This window comes from Photorhabdus namnaonensis (genome assembly GCF_001684335.1).
GTDB lineage: Bacteria > Pseudomonadota > Gammaproteobacteria > Enterobacterales > Enterobacteriaceae > Photorhabdus > Photorhabdus namnaonensis.
This window is the reverse complement of the sequence record NZ_LOIC01000072.1, coordinates 309402-329750: the sequence shown is the minus strand read 5'-3', so window position 1 is coordinate 329750 and position 20349 is coordinate 309402. Positions and strand designations below refer to the sequence as shown.

Genomic DNA, 20349 nt, shown 5'->3' with positions numbered 1-20349 from the left:
CCTTTTAAATGTTTTGCCAGTTAATCTGTAAAGTGCGATTTAGCCAGGGAAATCTGGCGATATTTAGTGGCCAAGGCCAATCGGATAACAGAATATCAAACGGTTGATGCTCTACCATGATTTCGATTTCCTGTTCATTTATCAGCAATTCACCCGGTCGTTGTAAAAACAGTTGGCGAACGTCGTTGTGGCTTAATTTTTTCCAGCCGGTAAGTTGGTTGATAATGGCGTCTAACCATTGATCGATTATCAACTGTTTTTCCGGTTCAGGCAGGAATAATTCAATAGTTTCATCAACCATTAATCCACACAGAATGTTATCCAGAATCCTTGGTTCTATCTTTATTTCTTCACTTCCCCAAATCAGATAGTTAAGAAAATTAACCGCGCTGAATTGGGCTTGACGATGGATAAATTTTTGATCTTCAAGTAAGCCAAGTTGATTAAACAGCATAGGTAACATCGGCCATAAAACTAATATTCCAGCATTATTTACTTGATATAGAGGAGTTTGTTCAGGTAATAAAACCTGCGCAGTACGTACTTTATTGATAGTACGTAATTGGTTAGAATGATTACTTGTAATATGCCGGTTATTCGATGTTGATAATATTTTCTGGTTTTTGGGTATTATCTGCGGATTTGACATATATTGATATTGTTGAGTCTTGTGAATATCAAACTGAGTCACGGCTGATTTTTTACTGGATTTGTATTTATCCGCATAGTTTGAAATAAGATTTTTGGAAATATATTGTTTTTCATGAGTATTATGTATATTAGTGTTAGTCATGATTGACTGTTTGCTAGATTTATTTTTATTCTCATAGTTTTGAATATAGTGCTCAGGAATATATTGATCTTTCTGCGTTTGTTTATTGTCAGTGTCAGCGATGGTGGGTGGCTGACTAGGTTTATTTTTATTCGTGTTGTTTGGAATAAAGTATTCAGGAAAACATTGTTCTTCATGAGTGTTAGAGAGATGAGTGTTAATGATAGTTGACTGTTTACCGGGTTTATTTTCATTTTTATGGTTTTGAATATAGCTCTCTGAAATATATTGGTTTTTATGTGCATGTTGGATATTAGCGTCATTAATGGTTGATAATTTACTGAGTTTATTCCTATTAGTGTGATTTGGAATAAAGTGTTCAGGAAGATATTGCTGTTCCTGAGTGCTCAAGATAGGAGCATTAATAATGGTTGATTGTTTGCTGGATTCGTTTTTACTTGTATGATTTGGAATGAAATGTTCAGGTAAATATTTTTCCTTCTGCGTATTTTGGATATTTTTATGAGTAACAGCTAATGCGATATTATCACTCTCTTTATCTATATTATTTGACGTAAATTGTTCTGAAAAATATTGATATTCCTCAGTGGATAGATATTTATCACTGAATCTTGCGATAGCAGTGGTTTGCCAGATCTGCTTTAACCAACTATTTAATGAAATATTATATAATGGAATCTTGTGTAATGAAACATTGTGTAATGGAGCATTGTGTAGTGTAATATTATGAGTGATGATTTGGCGAAATAACGTCATAACAGATTCTGCATTAAGTGTACCGTCATCCAATTCAATGGTGACATGGGATATCACTTTCGCATCCAGTTTAGGTATCTCCGATATATTATTTCTCTGTATATATTGCAAAGCATTGAGTATCAGTTGTCCGGGGGAGACAAGCTCCCCTGAATGGTGTGGTCTATTTATTTTCCCGGATAGCCTGTGGTTGATGGCGCTTAATAAAGCCGGTTGCTTGAGTGCTGACAACCGTTGCAGGCTTGGTTCGGATAAACAGCTTTTTGCTAATAGCAGCGCCCATTTATTCTCTATTTCAGCTAATTGAGTAATTAATTGCTGAATATTACTATCGACGTTTTTGTGGTTAGCTATAATCTCCTGAGAATTTAACATGGGGTTTTTATGATTTAAATAATGAATAAAACTTTCGATATTTATTGAGTTATTCTCATGTAATAAAGAAGGCTGGTTGATTATTTCTTGTGACGTTGATTGTTTTAAGGCTGTTTTCCTCTCCTGATTATTGATTTGGTATTGGCTTAATGCTCTATTTAGAGCAGTATTAAGCCGTGCCGGGAATAATAAATTGAAATTATGTAAATCTATTTCTCCAAGATTTAGCGTTAATGTTTCTAAGTAGATATCCTGATTAATGGGATGTTGAGTAAAGAATGTATTAAATAAGTTATTTATACTGGCTTGATTAAGCAGGGAGCCATGTAATACTTTCTTAGCAACCTGTGAATCATTAGCCTCAATAGTAATGACTATCCGGTTTAGCAGATTTGGCCCCAAGGTCATGCTAATATATCCTTTAATAATTAACAGTGAATAATTAGTTTAATTTTTTCTGGTGTGAAATAGAACTAAATCTTCATAATAAATGCCAGAATATAATAAGGCGGCACCACATTTACAGTATGCAGGTGAGATTTTTCATTAACGCTATAAACAGTTTGATTATTTGAATTTTGTCTGTTTTTTTCCGTATTGGAAGCGGACTTTTTGCCAGATTCTGACGCATGTGTGTTTTCTATTGCCTTTCCTTCGATATGACGTGGCTCCATCGCTGACGCTATCTCTTTTACACTAATAGTGAGATTGGTTTTATTACCGCTGGTTTGAACATTGAATACCTTTTCATTATTATTTCCGGTCATACTCTTGCCGTTAGTGCCATTTATATCATTTAGCGTTGCGGCGCCTGAAATAAATCTGTCGCGTAAATCAGGTGTTTCATTGGTGCCATCACAAAATGCCCAACCTGGTGGTACGGCAGAGCCAGAGAACATCATAATCATTCCTTTGGAGAATACTTTATGGGGATCAATACTGATGCCGTCCGCGTTAATCTTGATACCTTTACCGGCTTTGACTGAAACACCATTATTGTCAACGTTAATTCCATTACCGGCTTTGATTGAAATACCATTATTATCAATATTAATCCCACTACCGGTTTTGACGGAAACACCACTACTATCGACGTTAATCCCATTACCGGCCTTGACGGAAACTCCATTATTATCAACGTTAATTCCATTACTTGCTTTAACATTGATTCCATCACCTTTTGTGACGCCCAAACCAAGTCTTACTGATATCCCTGTAGATTCGACGTTAATTGTTTTATCTTTGTCTTTAACTTTGACCGAGACGCCATTAGTATCAACATTGATACCATTACCGAATTTGACTGCGACACCATTGTCATCAACAATAACACCGTTAGCGGCTTTGACTGCCACATTATCACCATTTACAACAATGCCATTGCCTTGACCAACACATATTCCATTGGTTTTATTAATTAAGCCACTACCAAGGTCTACAGATAAAATATTATCTTTTAGGATTAATGGAGAAAAATCTTGGTTGGAAAGGGTGCCCATTTTTAAATTAAGTGTACCGTCATCATCCAATTTTAATCCTTTTCCTGGTCCATTTTGTTGTGGCGCTTGACCACAGGCTTTGCGACCTATATCAGCAATATTAATCAAGTCGGCATAATCGGTCTGTAATGGAATACTGCCTTCTTTAAAACGCTGTTTTAAATCATCTGTGGATGGGCCAATTGATTGGGTATTGGTATTCTCTGAGTTCTGTTTTGTGTTGTGTAAATTATGTTCTTTTTCCATTTTTATCACCTGATATTATGTGTGCTATTGCATTAAAAATGTATTTAAGTAATAGCGGGATTTTTAAATTTTTATGATATGGGAATAGATGAGATATCTATTTTATATTTTAAACGTCTTATTTCTTTCGTAAGTTAAATAAAAGTAAAATGTTGTATGGACTTCTCCTTTAAGGTCATTAGGATCAGAGAGGCAATTCAGTGATGGAGTGAGGAACATATGATAACTGATTATCTTTAATAATTTCTTCGTTCCATTGATCTCCTGATTCACCAATCACCTTAATACGTTGTTGTTCGGTGGCGATTCGCATATTGCCAATACCTGTCGCGGCGGAAGGAAGTCTTCCCAAGGTTAAGGTTTCTAAAATATAGTATGCCTCATCCCCTAAAGACGCTCCATTATTTTGCCAGCGTTTATAGGTATTGGCGAAATTTTCAAAATGTTTCGGTGACAGCCAGTGAATGATTATAGAAATGTGAGCGGGAAATTCCGCTAGAATTTCCGATTTTATCCAAGATTCTAGTTTGTAAGGGGCAACTTTTTGACTCTCAATGAATTGGTGATCTACGACTACGCTGACCACAAATGAAAAGCGATCGGCTAAAGCATATTCTTTGTTGGAGAAGTACCAGCGATAACGCCATGCTTCTGTCTCAAGGGGGAAATTATCCCGTGAATCCGCGTTGCGTTTAATTAATATCTTACCTTTAATGCGATCAAATTTAATGACGCGTGCTTTGAGTTCATATTCGTATTCGGGCTGTGGTTCAGTCTGAACTTTATCCGTTAATATTGGTTCGGATGGCCTGGAAGGTGTAATGACATATTTCAGGGTAATTTCGTCATTCTCTTCAATCATGGCAGGAAAGGGGCTTTGAGGGCTGGAGGTGATCCAGCGTTCATCTTCGGCATTATTTTGATATGTCGCGTCGGCATAAACTAATTGATAATCCATATCTTCCATCCATATCGGGTTATTACACCAGTATAGATTGCCGTCATTATACGCTTTCCGTATGTCATTCAAATTGTTCTCCAGAGCCGTGCTATTACGGGTATTCAGAGAGAAGGCGTCTCCTGTAATATGAGTAATCATTTGGCCCCGCAGGGTGAATTTGGTTTTAACCTCTTTGTCTTTAATAATCAGATTAATCACTTGCCCATATTGTAATTGGCCTGACGTTCCTTTCTGGGTAATGATTAATTGATGATGGGTAGAGTTGGGTTGGTTCTTTATTTCAAGATTGTCGGGCTTCTGTTCATTGTCGAATTTCTTGTTGGGTTTTATCGGTAATAGCTGACGATGTTCAACCAGATAGAAAGGCAGGTTAGCCAAATCCGGTGTTTCATTGAAACATTCTCCGCCTAAGCCAAGCCGAGCGGCAATACGTTTTTGTAGTGCTGATACTTTATTAATGCGGATATTATTGCGCTGATAAAGCAACTCGGGCTGCTGCGCCAGGTAGCCGCGTTGAGTAGAGAGAAAATCCAGTGAGTCTAGGGGAAGTGGTCTGGCTGTGCGATGAGTGCCAAAATATCCTAACAGATAATCCAGAATAGCCAGTTCCTGAGTATAGTTTTGATCTTGGATTTTACCTTTATTATAGATTTGAGCATCACTATCAAATTTTTCTTTTAAATCGGATTCTGTATTCTCCAGCACTTTTCCACTGATGGTATTGGTTTTATAAGGCCACTGTACACCATGTATCGTATTTCCCCGTTGTTTAAAGGCCAATAATTTCGGCAATAGGGCGAGTTCGGCGCAGCTGTTAGCCAGTATTTGTTCGAAAGGCAGCATAAATTGGTGCAACTGTATTTGTTGTTGGGTGCTGGCGCGGGTTTGTAATCCATAGCAGGCGGGTAATTTATTGCTTACTGGGTAGTAGTCCAGGACTTTACGATATTTTCCCCAATGCAATAATTCCGCTTTTGTCTCAATTAGCGGCTCTGCAATTATCTTTTTTGCGACCTCTTTTTTGGAAACGAGAATATTTATCCCACCTTTAGCGGTAATTTTGAGTGGATTTGTTGCTGATGATGAGGTAATGAGTTTCAGTGGGTCATGACCCCATAGTTTAGGATAGTATCCTTGAGCGATTTCCCAAGACCAATTATCTTTCTCTTGAAGAGGAGTAATGGTCTTATTTTCCTTACTTGAATCTAATGTCAGCCGGGTAATACTTTGTATCCCAGGGATGTCCAATAACTGATTAACCAGCAGGCTTAAGTTGACTATTGTCGATTTGGTGTAATCTTTGGCTGGGGGTAATTGGGGTATCCAGCCGTGACGCAAATAAGGTCCGTCAAAAATTTCTTCATGATTATAACCCTGTTCTATCATGGTTTGAGTGGTATAACGTATTGGTTTTGCCTGCACCATTTGTTCGGTTGTCATATAAACTTTAGCGAAGATGTCGGCAATATCTTTAACGTCATCATCCAGTTCAATATCAATTTGTAATAAGAAATTTGTTGGTTTTAGCCAGATAATATTACTAATCGATTCCCCCAAATTACGGTTCTCTTTTAAGAAAGCTTCCAACTTTTCCTGAACCTGTTTATTATCGGCCTGAGCTTCCCGACTGGGGAGTAAATAGAGCCAGTAATTTCCTCTCAGTGTTAATTTGCTGTCTGAACCGGAATTTCTAAAGCTGTATTCACGTTTCTTTTTGTTATACCAATATTCATAGCGCTCACTTTCAGGTTCACGAATAAGTTGTACATCATTAAAGAAGAAATAACCTTCTTTTGTTTCATTAATGGCGTCGCTGCTATGGAGATCCAGTAAAGCCCGACGATAATCTTCCTCGGTGATGGGGCCGCAAGTCAGGGTTTGTTGTGGGCCGAATTCTTTAGGGAAAATACCCTCGCCGGATACCTGCTCCTCTTTTTTAGGCGTAAGCAGATCTTTGAGGGGTAATGTGTGGCGGTAAGCCAAGTCGGACGCATTATAACAACACGCTTCTAATAAAGTGATGCCGGGATCACTGATATTGGTATGGCTCCAATATTGGCCGGATTGCTGCTCAATCACTATTTTGGCCTGAGTGAGTAAGGTATCGAAGGTAATATCGTCTTTGACGATAGGAAATAAGGCATTTTGATTATTCATTAATTCACTCCTTGGCTTGAGGAATTCTTATCTGGCCAGACTAAAATCAATACTTCATCATCGGCGGCCTCGATACTGTTACCTATGGTCGTTGTGGGTTGATCATCTTTATTTTCACGAATATGACTCTCTGTCGGCATTACTTTTTCCAGTACTAAATCCGTGACTCGTTTAACCAGAGGAGATTGTTGGAGGGTGGCTAATAACTGGTAATAGTCAATGTGATTACCGATTGTCACGCTGATAGCGGTATTTTCTCCCCACGGCATATATTTCCGACTGATTTCTTGCTGTAGCTGATGATGACCATATTCAGGGTTAACACCTGAAATAAATTTCACTTGATAATTGACGTTGACGTTAATGTATTTTGGATTATTGATCTTAATCTCTGTCCAGGGGCTGCTTAATTGGCTTATCCATGCGACCATCTCCGCTAATCGGGCGGGGTTCAGCGTTGGACGCAGCGCATCATCGTTATCTTTGTAGCGGCTGTCGGGGATCACAATCAATTGTTGTGTTTCCGGGGCCGGGATTTTCGTTAAGTCATCACCGGAAGGGTATTTGACATCGAATAAACTGATAAAACGCTCTTTGAGTAAGGTGACAATATTTTCCCAACTTTGCGCCCGGTTACGATGAGATAAACGGGCCGGGATGCGCGTCAGGAAGGCTTGCTCTGTTTCTTTTGGTCGGCCGTTCCAGGATGACCAAGGTTGAGTGACACGGCTGATTGCAACTGATGCGTTGACCGGCTGTTGAATGCTGTCGGCGGCCAATCCGTTAATAAAGTGGGCATTCTCAACCTGTTCCGCGTTGATTAAGGTGGCGGTGGTGGCGTTATACAGTATGCTTTTAATGATGGGATAATCCTGAGGTGCGTGCGGATGTGCCATTCTGGCTTTTATCCAGTACCGCCCTGCCGGCATCATGGCCGTTTGATTTGACGCGTCTAGTGGCAGTCGCGCACGCCAGATACCTTGGTTAAATAGATTATGAGTTTGGTCGTCAACTAATTGATCCAATTTGTTCCAGTTATTGCGCTTATTGAGATAAAACCAGGATAAATTGAGCGCTTTGAAGCCTTCTAACTGCCAATATAGAGATAAAGTCTGTCCCGGAACGACATCGGTGAAGCCTAAATAGAATGCTTCATGGGTTAATGTCGGTATTTCCGCGGTTGTCGCGCTTCGGCCGAAAGGCGCTAAGGGATAGACGGAGAATTGCGCGGTTTTAGCTTTGAATTGGATCTGCAACGCACTGATTTGTGGTGTATAGGGCAGATTTTTACCTGTTGGATCTTTCCAATATTGGGGATGCATAAAATCTTGTTCGACCAGTTCTATGCGTACTGATGCAGGCCATTCATTGGGGGATGAGCTGTTTGAGACAGGGTAATCCATTGCCGGTAAGGTAAAATTCAGGTTTTGTCCTTGTGGCGCGCCTGTTCCACCAAATAATGACTGGGCTGCGTTGAGTGCCTTTCTTCCCTGTGGCGTGACTAAATACCCCTGTACTTTAAATACGCCATTGTTGCCGGGTTTAGGATCGTACTTTTCATACCATGTTGAAAAGTTCACTTTGGGCAAGCCAATCCATTGAGGCGTAAGGGTGAGTGTCGCGTTTTCAGAACCATACCAATCAGGGGCGACCAGATTGAAGCCGGAGCCTAATGATGGTAATTGACCAAAGGGGAAGCTGGCTTTATCTGCTGGCTCAATACCCGCGTCAGAGGCGTAGCGCACGCTGCGGTTGCCGTTAATGTTGATTTCAATACCGGTAATTTTGGGTAAGGCCGGTTTTTGCGTTGTGCCTAATTTTAATACCGGTACGTCAAACGTTATCCCATCGAGGTTGTCCGGCGGGCTAGTCGGATCATCAAAGGGCGATAATCCCAGTTCAATATTCTTTTTGTCGATAAGTCTTACCGACAACGATAACCAACGATCTTTTGCGCTGATGCTAGCGGTGATATTTTCAGCTTTACCTTGCCAATCATTTTCCAGCGTCACTTTAATTCGACGCTCTTCTGTGGACATGGCAAACAAAGAGGAGGTAATCAGATAACCGAACAGAATCGGCACATCATTGGCGGTTGGGCTAAGAAGCCGGGTACCGTTTTCAGGTAATGCGACGTTATCTGAGTGGTTGAGGAGAATCGCCGATTGCCAGCCATCATTGTCTCTCCGATACCAACGCAGATCGGTGAGCGCTCCCTGATTCGCCAATAAATCGGTGTCTGACGCATATTGTAACGGATTACCGGTGCTATCTTGCCCGGCGTCAAACAGGGTGCCTCGTGCTACCAGAAATTCCGCGTTATTTGTATTGAGATTAATGCCGATGGCGACACTATCCGCTTGGGCGCCTTTGGGTCTTAATCCTAATAATTCTCGGTAATAAAGATCACGATGTCGTGCCGGGAAAGTGTTTAATAAGAGTTTGGTTGTTTCTAATAGTTTTAAAAAAGCCAGTACAAAAGCTTGATGTGGCGGTAAAAGACCATCGGCTTGATTAACTTGTTGGTAAATATTGGCTAATTGCTGAGGATCATTTTTCTGAATAAAATAAAAACTGTCCCAGAACTGTTTTTTGGCTTGATCGAAAGGAATGATTGCGGCGTAATCTTTAAGCCAGTTTAAAATATCCAGCGTACTTCTTCCATCAAGTTTAAACGCAGTATTCGGTACGATAGCGGAGAGTTTATTTTCCAGCTCGGCTTGTCCCATATTTATATCACCTATTATTTGAATAATTTCCTGATAGATCTCAGGAGATCATGGTTATTTAAAAATAGCGTTGAGGGGATGACTTATTTAGCTCTGACGATATCTTGGTTGGCAATAAATCGGCCTTTTCCCATGCTTGGTATGATGATATCCGGGCCTAACGGACCATTTGCCGGTTGTATCGGGATAAAATGGGCAGTAAATTGCTGCCCGACAACAATCACTGTGGCAGGGCTGCGGCAAAAGTTTGCCTGCTGGTTGGCATTCAACTGGACAATAATGACCATCCCCATGCCGGGTATCGGGTGATTAGGGGTAATATATTGCGCTTGAAATTGGCACTGTTTTTCGTCACCTACAATAGCGATCTTCTTGCCTCGAATTTGGGCGTGCCCGCTACCCCTGATGGTCGCCGGTCTGAGCAGGGTGACGAGTCGGTTGCCGAATAACGGCTCAAATAGCAGGTTGTCACCATCAACTACTAATCGTTCACTCATAGGTTAACTCGTATCTGTCCTTCGCTGATCTCAAGAATGCCGTCAAGCTGTTGGCTGATTTCGCTGCCTCTTAGGGTGTAAATGACCTGAATATGCAGAATATTGGGTGAATCCATTTTCTGAATGACTTGAATTTCGGTAATATTTGCCCGTGGTTCATAACGTAATATCCGCTCTTCAATTCGGGTTTGGAGTTCTGCCATTAATTCATCACTGATATTGGCAAATAGATAATCATTCAGGCCACAACCGTAATCTTCACGCATAATTCGTTCGCCAGGTTCGGTGAGAAAAAGAATCTTTATACTCTGGCTAACATTCGCCGCACCCTCAGACATTTTGACGCCGGTTGTTATTTCAGGTTGCGCATTATCTTGGATAAAAAACTGTGGCGGAAATGCCCAGCCACGGCCATAAATATTGACTAATATTTTGTCTGTCATCTCATGGTCCTGTTATTGTGTTAAGTTAATTTTTATACCTTTAATATCGACACTCAACTTTCCTGTGGCTGATAGGGATCTTTCGGCCTGTAGGTTAATTTCCTGAGCATTTGTGTTTACATTTCTAGCCGAATTAAGCGTAATATCTTTATCTTGTTGCAGTGATAGTGAATGTTTTCCGCTATTAAGGGCGGCAATTTTATCTTGATGATTGAACACTAATGCTTGTTGATTATTCCCTTGTTTAATGACCAGCGTTTTTAGTGGGTTTTTTTCACTAGGTTCTATCGGCGCTTTATTTTTCGGGTTGTGCATGGCGCCTAATATCACCGGGAAGCGCGGATCACATTCAAAAAAACCGATAATCACCTCATCCCCTGGTTCTGGGTAGAAACAGAATCCGCTTTCATGACTGGCATAAGGTTTACCTAGCCGGGCAAAAAGTATGCTGTTGGTTAAGTTTAACGCCGGTATCCTGACGGGAATACGATTTAGCGATAGCTTGTCTAATTGGTATTTTTCCACAATCCCGATATGCAGTTCTTTAACCTGCGGGACCGCCGGTTCCGTCTCCGGCGACAGGCCCAGAGTTAACCGGGTACGCCAGCCTTGCCGCTGACTGATGGTCTGACTGACGCCGGTGATAATGCCTTTGCCGTCCATTCCCTGCCCAAAGCCGGTTAATGCCAGCAGATCACCCGGTTGGTAGCGGTTATCTCCGACAACTTCAACATTGCCGGAGACGTTATCGTTTCGCAGGTTATTCATGATGCCTTGAGCGAGGTGTTTGGCTTGCTCATTATCTTGCGGATAGCTAAAAACCCATTGCCATTCCTGATCGGTCAAGGTTGCCAAACTGTCCGGCGCGAGCTGATCGCCGCCAAGCCCGCTGTTTTTCGCCTGAGGAGCCTGAGACAGTTTTTGTTGAGCAATGTCCCAGGATTGTATGCTCACTGCTTTGGGGCTGTGTTGGTTATCAAAGTGCAGATCCGCTTCAAACAGCACAATATCCTGATCGCTGCCACGTTGTTTAATTGTATGCACGGTTGACTGGTTAAGTGATTCCGGCGTCGCCAGCGTGACAGTTTCGTTGCCGGGCAGCAGCCAGATATTGGTCGCGGCCAGTCGGCTTTTTAAGAATCGCCAGTCGTTACAGCGAAACTGGACCATCTGTTCATGTTCAATTTTAAGCTGAGGCGCCTGTTTTATCGCGACGGCTATCCCCGCCTGAGTAAATAACTTCTTGATAATGGTTTCATCACTCTGTTGGCTAAAGAGTTGCGAATGGAAACCGTCGGTGAGTTTTTGCAGTGGATGTTTTGCCGTTAGGGTAACCAGACTGTCCTGACCTTTGAACTTAAGCGCTTGCCGAACAATGATCCCCTTGAACAACACGGTTTTTTGCATCTGCACGATAATTTCTTGATTGGGTCGGCAGCTTGTCAGTTCAACCTGAGCTTCGGCAGTGAAAATCGCGTTGGCGTCACCGGCTATGTCAAGGGTGATTTGAGCGGTCGGGATACCGTTGATTTGATGGTTGATGGCCAGGCTCATCACAGAAAACTGGCTAAGGGTTTTTCCCGCTATTTTCAGGTCTATTTCTGGTATCTTCATGCATCCCCCTTTGCCTGTAGCGTTTGCCCCGGGGTGAAGTCATTGAGATTATCCATATTGTTTTGCCAGGCCAGGGAAAGATAGTCAATGCCGCCTGCCATCGTCGCGCCGGCGCCTAACGCGATTAATGGTAGAGAGACCATATCGGCGACGCTGATTGCGGTAACCGGCGGCGATTTTAATTGCTGTTCGGTGGCTTGAATCACAAAGCTTTCGTCCGCCACCAGAGATAAAGTCGCACTGGCTCGTAACGGAGTGGCGTCCCGGTCAAACAGGGTGTAATTGATGGTGAGGCCAGTGGCCCGGCAGGCGAAATAACCTTTGTTTTCCCAGCGCATTTTGCCCCATTTGATTTTAAGAAAGTGAGATACCTTGGTGCTGGCATCTACTGTGCACAGGGCTTTCAAGGTTTCCAGTTGGCTTTCTACCGGGATGTTGTTGCCGGGCATAGTGGCGTCAAACAACAGGACTAATGTTAGCCCGGCGGGTTGCGCTAATATATAGCGGCTGCTTTGGCTGGCATTGTTAACGCTTTCATTCTGGTGATAGCGGGTTTGATAATTCAGTTGGAGCCCATCGGGGTTATACATGGCCTGTAAACTGCCTACAAGGCCGCCGCCTTCCCGGTCTTTAAAGGCAGTGAGGGTGAGTTTGGACAGACTGCGTTCAATGAGACTCATAATGGCCTCCCGCTTCACGCAACGTCTCTAACACCTCCCGTTTCACCATTTCAATCAAACGGGCATTATCCAGCGCCTCCTGAGCTAATGTGCGCGAGGCGGTGGAAGCCCTCGTGGCATTAGTCACTTTGGCTTGAATAATCAACTCTTTAATTTCAACGGTCATACTTTTACTCCTAACCAGCGCATATCTTGATAACGTAATTCCAGCGAGTTCACTAAAATGGCATTGCTATTGGCGTCAAAGTCGCCGGTGGACCAGCGAACCGGCAGCGCGTTGCTTAATGTCCAGCTTGCCACGGGTAATGAATATTCATTCAGTAACATGATCACCACATCGGCATACATTGCTTTTTCGCCGCGCAGGATGCGATCAAACACCAGCGTGAGCGGCGTCACCGTCATCACACCGCGCTCCAGCAGCAGGCTGCCATGTTGAATTTTTTCGGCCAGCCAGATATTCCGGGTGTTTTCCCCGCCCTGACTGTGTTGAGTGGTTTGCAGTTCGCGGCTGAGGCCCGATATCCGTTGAAAAGCGATATCAAGGGGACTGGGAATACTATTAAATAGAAAACAGGCGATAAAACGGTGCGACACTGCCGGGGTGTAGAGGTTGTTCATATTTTGCCTCGGTTTAACTTAGCGGGTGGTTCGGGTATCGAATGTCAGGCTTAACTCAATAAATTCCGCTGGCATTAACATCGCCAGTTTGATCTTCATGATCATTTTCCCGGCCCGTATATCGGCGTCACTCATTGACTCATCAATGCCCAGTAATACTTCAAACGCCTGATCTTCCTGAGTGCCCCGTAGCCCGCCGTTTAACCATAACTGACGCAGCCAGTTGTAGGCTTGTCCTTTGAGTTTCATCCAGGTAATGGCGTTATTGGGTTCAAAGACAAAGGTACGGCTCAGTTGAGTCATATGGGCTTCGATATAGGAAACCAGACGGCGGATCTGGATATAGCGCCAGAGGGAATCGGGAGTATTTTCCAACGTCCGGCATCCCCAGATCCTTATGCCTTTACCGGGAAAGCTGCGGATCAGATTCAATGAAGCGCCATTCGGGTTAAAAAGCGCGTCAGCTTCAATATAGGGGCGTACCGGGCTAATCACTTTGGCTAACGTGACGTTAGCGGGAGCGGTCCATACGCCTTGTTGATTATCATTACGCTGTATCACGGCGGCAACCGCCGCGGTAGGTGAAAGCACGATAGGGTTTTGCGTTTGGTCCCGATAGGCGCTTTTTAGCTGCGGCCAGTATACGGCGCCCCATTGCCGATCAGCGGAAGAGAATTGTTTTAAACATTCAGCCGCTAATGTCGGGTCATCCGGGGCATCCAGCAATGCCATAATACCGCGCCGACTTTTGCACAGATTAAGCACCGATTGCCAAAATTGTAACCAAAGATCCCTTTGGATATGGGTCACATCCAACGGATTAAAGCGGATAATATCCGGAGTGATAATCAGGGTAATGTCGCTCTTTGCGGAAATGGTTTGTTTAACCCATTCTTGTTCCAACGCGGTGATTAATGATTGAAAATCGCTTAACTGTTTATTATCACCCAGTGACAGGACATAGGCTTGCTGACCGCCATTTTCAAAGAAGTGGCGCACGGAATAGTACATTAGTCCTGATTCGTGAAATGACCGGGTAAAGTCGGCCAGGTTGTTGAGTTTGATAGCTGTTTTATCGCCATAGTTTTTATTGACGGGAGATGAGGTATAGCCAATAAAAACCGGTATACCAATAAAGGCATGATCCTGTTTCTGGGATATCAGGTTTTCGGTGATGGTAACGCACGGCTGTGTTATCTCCATTATCGTCTCCTTTTTAGGCTGAATAGACGCGGCGTTTAACCGCGTCCCGGCACAGTGACTGCGTTACTGAGCTACATTTTGTGAAAATTGAAGGATAATAAATTCAGCCGGCCGTACCGCCGCCATTCCCACTTTGACGACCATTTTCCCTTGTTTAATATCGTCGTCGGACATGGTGATACCTTGACCAATCTGGACAAAATAGGCTTCCTGCGGTTTATTGCCCGCTAATGCGCCTTGTTGCCAGAGGGAATAGAGATAGTTATCAATGGCTGACTTCACCCGTTCCCAGGTGGGTTGGCTATTGGGTTCAAAAACGGCGGATTGCATCGCTTGTTTGATATCCCGTTCTGCGCTGTTAAACAGACGCCGAACCGGAATATAGCGCCAGTTATCATCATCTTGCAGAGTACGGGCGCCCCATACAACAAAGCCGCGCCCGTTGAAATAGCGAATAGCATTGATGCCTGATAGATTCATGGCGCCTTGGTCATCGTCAGTGAGTCGCTCGGTGACATCACTGATCCCGCTAAGTGCGACATTCGCCGGCGCTTTCCAGACGCCGCGGCTGGTGTCGGTGGCGCAATAGATACCTGCCATGACGGCACTGGCAGGAATGACGCTGTTGCTGGATTTTATTTTGTCTTGTATCGCTTTGACAGCTTGTTGGTAGACGGTTAGGTTTTTCTCTTTGAGTTGTGCCAGATTTTTGACTGCATCGGGTTTTGTTTTTGTGTCTTCATAACCGGCAACGGTGATTAGGCTCTCTTCCGCTTGAATAGGGTATGAAATTTTAACTGCCGGATAATAAGTCGCCGTTTGTGATCGCACACTAACGTCAGGTGTCGCTGTTTTATCCTGACTGTCAGCGATAAGAAAATAGCCGAGATTCAATAAAGGGGTCAGGCTGCTGTATATCTTCCCTTGGTAAGAAGAATCCTGCTCAGGGCAGACGATTAATGTAATCTCCAAAGCTTGTTCAATTAACTCTGGAATTAACGCTATAGTTTTCACATCTGCTGAATCAGCAATTGGCAGAATGTAGCAAGGGCCGCCGCCATTTTGGAAATAAAGTTTTAGCGCATCACTGCTCGTTGTCGAAGTAACTACATTTATAGCGTAAGTATAATCTGTATTATCTTCAACATCTTGAGGAAGCGGCGTTGGAGTCGCTTTAGGTTTAGTTGATGTAATAGCGATTGACGTAATACAACCTACATTAAATAGATTAGTAAAATCCAGCCAGCTATTAACCCGTATCGCTTGCGGGGTTGCGCTGATTTCTTTAGGCAAGAAACGGCCAATAAAAACGGGTATAGCTGTATTCCCATGACGAATAGAGAGCGATAATGACGCGTCTTCTTCAACATAAACGCCGGGATAGGTCGGTGTTGTTGACATATTGCCTCCCATTATTGAGCGATATTTTGCGTGAATTGCAAGATAATAAATTCGGCGGGACGGACAGCCGCCATGCCGACTTTGACGATCATTTTGCCCTGCTTAATATCGTCATCGGTCATGGTGACGCCTTTACCGATTTGAACAAAATAAGCCTGCTCGGCTTTATTGCCCATTAATCCGCCTTGTTGCCAGAGGGCATAGAGATAGTTATCAATCGCATGTTGCACGGCTTTCCAGGTTGGCTGGCTATTGGGTTCAAACATCGCGAAGCTCATGGCGTTTTTAATGTCCCGTTCCGCGCTGTTAAACAGGCGGCGAACCGGGATATAACGCCAGTTATCGCTGTCCTCAAGGGTTCTGGCTCCCCAGACCAGCGTACCGTTCTTAGGAAAGGTACGGATCATATTCAGTGCTTTACCTTGGTTATATTGCCCTTGAAGATTATCAGTAACGGGATATTTAGGTTGTAATCCCCCCTGAATCGCCACATTAGCGGGAGCTTGCCAGACTCCTCGGCTGCTATCGACACTGGCATAAATACCGGCCATCACGGCGCTGGGCGGAATATCAATACTGGCTCTATTTTCTCCCCATTCAGCGGTTAGCCAGGGGTAATAAACCGCGCCATATTGGGTTGCTGGATAAGGATTAAGTACATCGTCTGGTGTTTGGTTTGAGATTATTTGAGTCTTTGGGCCATCAAAAATGGCGAATAATCCTTTGCCTAATTGACAAAGTGTTCCTACCGCTGTGGTGATATTTTCTCCGGCGGCAACCAGTAGTGTCACATCGTCAAGCTTTGGCGCCTGACTTTCTAAACTTGCGGTTTTGACGAGATAACCATATCCGCCGCCGTTAATAAAATAGGCGCGCAATGCGACATCAAGTTTATTAGTGGGATCAAATTGCCCATCTTTTAGCGTTAAATATTCTAACCAACTACTAATACGAATATAGGAATTATCTGATATCAATGAATTATTATTTGCGACGGCAAAAACAGGCACTGCCGTTGCACCCGAACGAATAGAGAGAGCCAATGAGGCGTCCTCTTCAATATAAACGCCGGGATAAGTTGGGGTTATTGGCATATTGTCTCCAAGTTATAGTGCGATATAAATATCGGAATGGCTCATTATTATGGATGTATTAAGCCGCTTGAATAGTGACGCGATCCGCTGCCAGCGTGATTTCCTGAACGGCGACATCATTGCTGGTGGCATCAAAAGAGGGGGAAGTTAATGACGTAGGGAACGCGTTTGCTACATTCCAGGTCATTAAAATTTCCGAGCCGGTTTCGTTGGTCAGGCTAATTGCAATATCTTTTTTCTCGACTTGATTAAGCTGAATAGAATTAATCCAGTCAAAAAGTTTCGTATCGCCGGGGAATACTCCTTTACGCAGGGTAATATGGACGGATTGACGTTGACCCGGCATTTTATAGTAATTACCAGTGCCATCTTTATATTCAATGACCTCATGAGAAATATCTAGCCCGGAGACGCTGTTAAAGGGGATGCGTTCATTACCAAACGAAACAACAAATCGATAAGTAGGAATAGGATAGTCGACAGCAATTTGTTCTGGAGTTATAGCCATGATTTTTTCCTTTATTATTTACAGTTTAAATATAAGAAAAACGTCTATTTTTTTTGTTTTTCTTAGGACCTAATGATTGGGTATAGCTACCGCAATAACCTGATTTACACGGGTTATTATTTTCATTTGGGATTTTCTCAATGATTATTTAAATCGCTTTTATCAAGCGAGGTGATTATAGAGAATGAATCTTTATGCGATAGCATCAAATTAATAATGATGTCGATTTTTAATTGATGTGGTGGGTTTTGATAGTTTTATGTATCAGGGCCAATTTATTGCTGTATGTAAACATGCAAACAAATAACAAGCTGTGATTTTAATGTTGAGTAATATCATGTGGTTATGCGATTTTTCATTGTCAGGTAGTTTTGTGCTTTGATAATTTAATTAATTACTGAATGAAAATATAATCATAAAAATGATTGTTGGTGAAATTAGTTAGAATGTTTATTGGGGTGAAAAGAGAGAACAGAGATTTCAGAAGCATGTGGATTCAAACCGGGTCTTTCGCTTGGAATGTAAATGTGCGGCTTCTATGCATTTTGTGCATTGACTCAAGCATTTTTATGCCGATAACGTATCAAAAGTAAGTTTGTTGGACGTTGGTTCCAGTTCACTTTGGGTGATCTCCATCACCGTTTCACGGTCAAGACTCATACCTCGGTGACTGTTCTGCCAGTCACCGTAAGATTCTCTTTTAACACGAATCGTTGAATACTGATTAAGAACTCTCAGCACGAGTTAGTGGAGTATTTGCTCAAGTTTGTTCTGACTCAGGCCGGTGGTTTTCATCACCGTTTCACGATCGATTCCGCTGTTCAGCAATGCATGAGCAATTTTTAATGTTGCCTCCTGGCTTCCTTCTTGACGTCCCTCCTGACGTCCCTCCTGACGTCCTTCCTGGCGTCCTTCTTGACGCCCTTCTTGGAGTCCTTCTTGACGTCCTTCTTGGAGTCCTTCCTGATATCCTTCTTGACGTGCTTTATGTTCCAATCTTTGCGCTATTGTCATCAGTACTTCCTCATACCTCGGTGACTGTCCTGCCAGTCACCGTAAGATTCTCTTTTAACACGAATCGTTGAATACTGATTAAGAACTCTCAGCACGAGTTAGTGGCGTATTTGCTCAAGTTCGTTCTGACTCAGACCGGTGGTCTTCATCACCGTTTCACGATCGATTCCGCTGTTCAGCAATGCATGAGCAATTTTTAATGTTGCCTCCTGACGTCCTTCTTGGCGTCCCTCCTGACGCCCTTCCTGGCGTCCTTCTTGACGTCCTTCTTGGCGTCCTTCTTGACGTCCTTCTTGGCGTCCTTCTTGACGTCCTTCTTGGAGTCCCTCCTGACGTCCTTCCTGACGTGCTTTATGTTCTAATCTTTGCGCTATTGTCATCAGTACCTCCTCATACCTCGGGGACTGTTCTGCCAGTCGCCGGATAAAACCCTCTGGATCGGCGGTATCTCCCGCCTGTAATAAGTAGTTTAGCACGCTTCTTAACTGTTCTTCCGTATGGTAATCATACGCCAGCAGTATAGACAGTTTTTGCAGTGACTCCATCATATCACGCTGCCAGATATGCTTTTGCACCATTTCCAGTAGCGCGACCCGTTTATGCGTCAGGATTTCATCATCCGAAATTACCGTCACATCTACCAGCGGGAATGGACCGGAATAGAGCTCCTTCGCCAGAGCCGGATCATCGAAGCAGTCGAGCCAATTGGTACTCCAGGGATACGGCTGTATTTTCCCGTGATAGAACAACACCGGAATGACCAGCGGCAATTTTTCATGTCCCTGCTCCAGATGGCGTTGCATGGCTGAAATACTGTAACGCATTAATCGGAACGCCATCATTTTGTCTGGAGAGCTTTGATGTTCGATGACGCAGTACACATAACCGTCACCTTGCACCGTTTTCAGTGAGTACAAAATGTCGGAATAATGCGCACGCAGATTGTCTTCAATAAACGACCCTGATGCCAATTGCAATGTATCCAGATCACAAACTGCCTGTAATGTCGCAGGCAAATGTATCTCTAGAAAGTCTCTGGCCGTATCAATATGACCTAGAAACTGTTTAAAAATGGCGTCATGCGGCGTTGGTGTATTTTTTTTCTTCATAGGCGGATAATAGCATACTTTTTTTATATTGAAGGAATATTAAGCAAGAAACTGAGCGGACTGTGATGTCTTGAATTTCCTTCTTAATCGAAGTTCAGGTTAATTATCAACATAACTTGTTACTGGATTGGTATTGGTATAAAAGCGCAAAGCCTGATCATTGCGACTAAAACAATAGCCTAAAATAACATGATAATCTGAAGAATTAATCATTTCTTCCATCTCCTGATAGGTAGTTTTTCTGACATCTTTGATATGTATTGGTTCACTCCTATCATATTCGCCTTTTCTATCATCTTTGTCTTCGTTAAAAAATAGCTTTTCACGTAAGTCTTTTCTTCTGACTCCATTAGTATTAGCATCCCAATTAAACCCAAAAGCGTCACCGTGAGATCCCGTTAGGATTAAAAAATGAATCGGTGGAAATCTCTCCTTGATGGCCTGTTTTGGCTGCTTCATGTTTCATTGGATTTGTTTTTTTACTTACATGGCTATCTTTTTTATTGAATATGGAGTACATGTTATCACCTAATTCTTGATTAAAATATATATTAGGGGAAAATGAAGTTTAAATTGTTGTTTATATTTTACTTTCATTTAAGAATTGATTTGAACAACTATCAATATATTAATAGAATAGATCATTCTA

General features: G+C 42.8%; 16 protein-coding genes and 1 pseudogene. All 17 read right to left on the bottom strand.

The window, feature by feature from the left end; translation table 11 throughout:
- Positions 1–4: 4 nt before the first annotated feature.
- Positions 5–2332, bottom strand: a complete 2328-nt coding sequence (locus tag Phpb_RS26340; RefSeq protein ID WP_065390842.1) for a contractile injection system tape measure protein — start codon at positions 2330–2332, stop codon at positions 5–7.
- A 65-nt stretch (positions 2333–2397) separates the two neighbouring features.
- On the bottom strand, positions 2398–3669 hold the full coding sequence (locus Phpb_RS13865) for a tail fiber protein (RefSeq protein ID WP_065390841.1): 1272 nt from the start codon (positions 3667–3669) through the stop codon (positions 2398–2400).
- A 184-nt stretch (positions 3670–3853) separates the two neighbouring features.
- Positions 3854–6787, bottom strand: a complete 2934-nt coding sequence (locus Phpb_RS13860) for a hypothetical protein (RefSeq protein WP_065390840.1) — start codon at positions 6785–6787, stop codon at positions 3854–3856.
- Entirely contained in the window at positions 6787–9516 is a 2730-nt protein-coding gene (locus tag Phpb_RS13855) for a hypothetical protein (protein ID WP_065390839.1), read from the bottom strand. Before Phpb_RS13855 ends, Phpb_RS13860 begins: the two co-directional genes overlap by 1 nt.
- 83 nt (positions 9517–9599) lie before the next feature.
- Positions 9600–10013 (bottom strand): hypothetical protein, encoded by a 414-nt coding sequence (locus tag Phpb_RS13850; protein ID WP_065390838.1) that lies wholly within the window; start codon positions 10011–10013, stop codon positions 9600–9602.
- A complete protein-coding gene (locus Phpb_RS13845) occupies positions 10010–10456 on the bottom strand; it encodes a GPW/gp25 family protein (RefSeq protein ID WP_065390837.1) in 447 nt (148 codons plus the stop codon). The genes Phpb_RS13850 and Phpb_RS13845 overlap by 4 nt, the downstream gene beginning before the upstream one ends.
- Before the next feature lie 12 nt (positions 10457–10468).
- Positions 10469–12070, bottom strand: a complete 1602-nt coding sequence (locus Phpb_RS13840; protein ID WP_065390836.1) for a phage baseplate assembly protein V — start codon at positions 12068–12070, stop codon at positions 10469–10471.
- A complete protein-coding gene (locus tag Phpb_RS13835; protein ID WP_065390835.1) occupies positions 12067–12750 on the bottom strand; it encodes a CIS tube protein in 684 nt (227 codons plus the stop codon). Before Phpb_RS13835 ends, Phpb_RS13840 begins: the two co-directional genes overlap by 4 nt.
- Entirely contained in the window at positions 12737–12916 is a 180-nt protein-coding gene (locus Phpb_RS13830; RefSeq protein WP_065390834.1) for a DUF5908 family protein, read from the bottom strand. Before Phpb_RS13830 ends, Phpb_RS13835 begins: the two co-directional genes overlap by 14 nt.
- Entirely contained in the window at positions 12913–13371 is a 459-nt protein-coding gene (locus tag Phpb_RS13825; RefSeq protein WP_065390833.1) for a phage tail protein, read from the bottom strand. The genes Phpb_RS13830 and Phpb_RS13825 overlap by 4 nt, the downstream gene beginning before the upstream one ends.
- 18 nt (positions 13372–13389) lie before the next feature.
- Positions 13390–14574, bottom strand: coding sequence for a phage tail sheath family protein (locus Phpb_RS13820; protein ID WP_065390832.1), 1185 nt, complete (start codon positions 14572–14574; stop codon positions 13390–13392).
- Between the two features lie 63 nt (positions 14575–14637).
- A complete protein-coding gene (locus Phpb_RS13815) occupies positions 14638–15975 on the bottom strand; it encodes a phage tail sheath family protein (RefSeq protein WP_065390831.1) in 1338 nt (445 codons plus the stop codon).
- A gap of 11 nt (positions 15976–15986) precedes the next feature.
- Positions 15987–17069 carry a phage tail sheath family protein gene (locus tag Phpb_RS13810; RefSeq protein WP_065390830.1) on the bottom strand — a complete coding sequence of 361 codons (1083 nt, stop codon included), beginning with the start codon at positions 17067–17069 and terminating at the stop codon, positions 15987–15989.
- A gap of 58 nt (positions 17070–17127) precedes the next feature.
- Positions 17128–17577, bottom strand: coding sequence for a phage tail protein (locus tag Phpb_RS13805; RefSeq protein WP_065390829.1), 450 nt, complete (start codon positions 17575–17577; stop codon positions 17128–17130).
- Between the two features lie 744 nt (positions 17578–18321).
- A pseudogene (locus Phpb_RS13800) lies at positions 18322–18627 on the bottom strand (Yae1 family protein); the annotation flags it as partial.
- Positions 18628–18689: 62 nt separating this feature from the next.
- Complete coding sequence (locus Phpb_RS13795; protein WP_065390827.1) at positions 18690–19700, bottom strand: Rpn family recombination-promoting nuclease/putative transposase; 1011 nt, start codon at positions 19698–19700, stop codon at positions 18690–18692.
- A 99-nt stretch (positions 19701–19799) separates the two neighbouring features.
- Complete coding sequence (locus tag Phpb_RS13790; RefSeq protein WP_065390826.1) at positions 19800–20159, bottom strand: hypothetical protein; 360 nt, start codon at positions 20157–20159, stop codon at positions 19800–19802.
- Positions 20160–20349 lie beyond the last annotated feature (190 nt).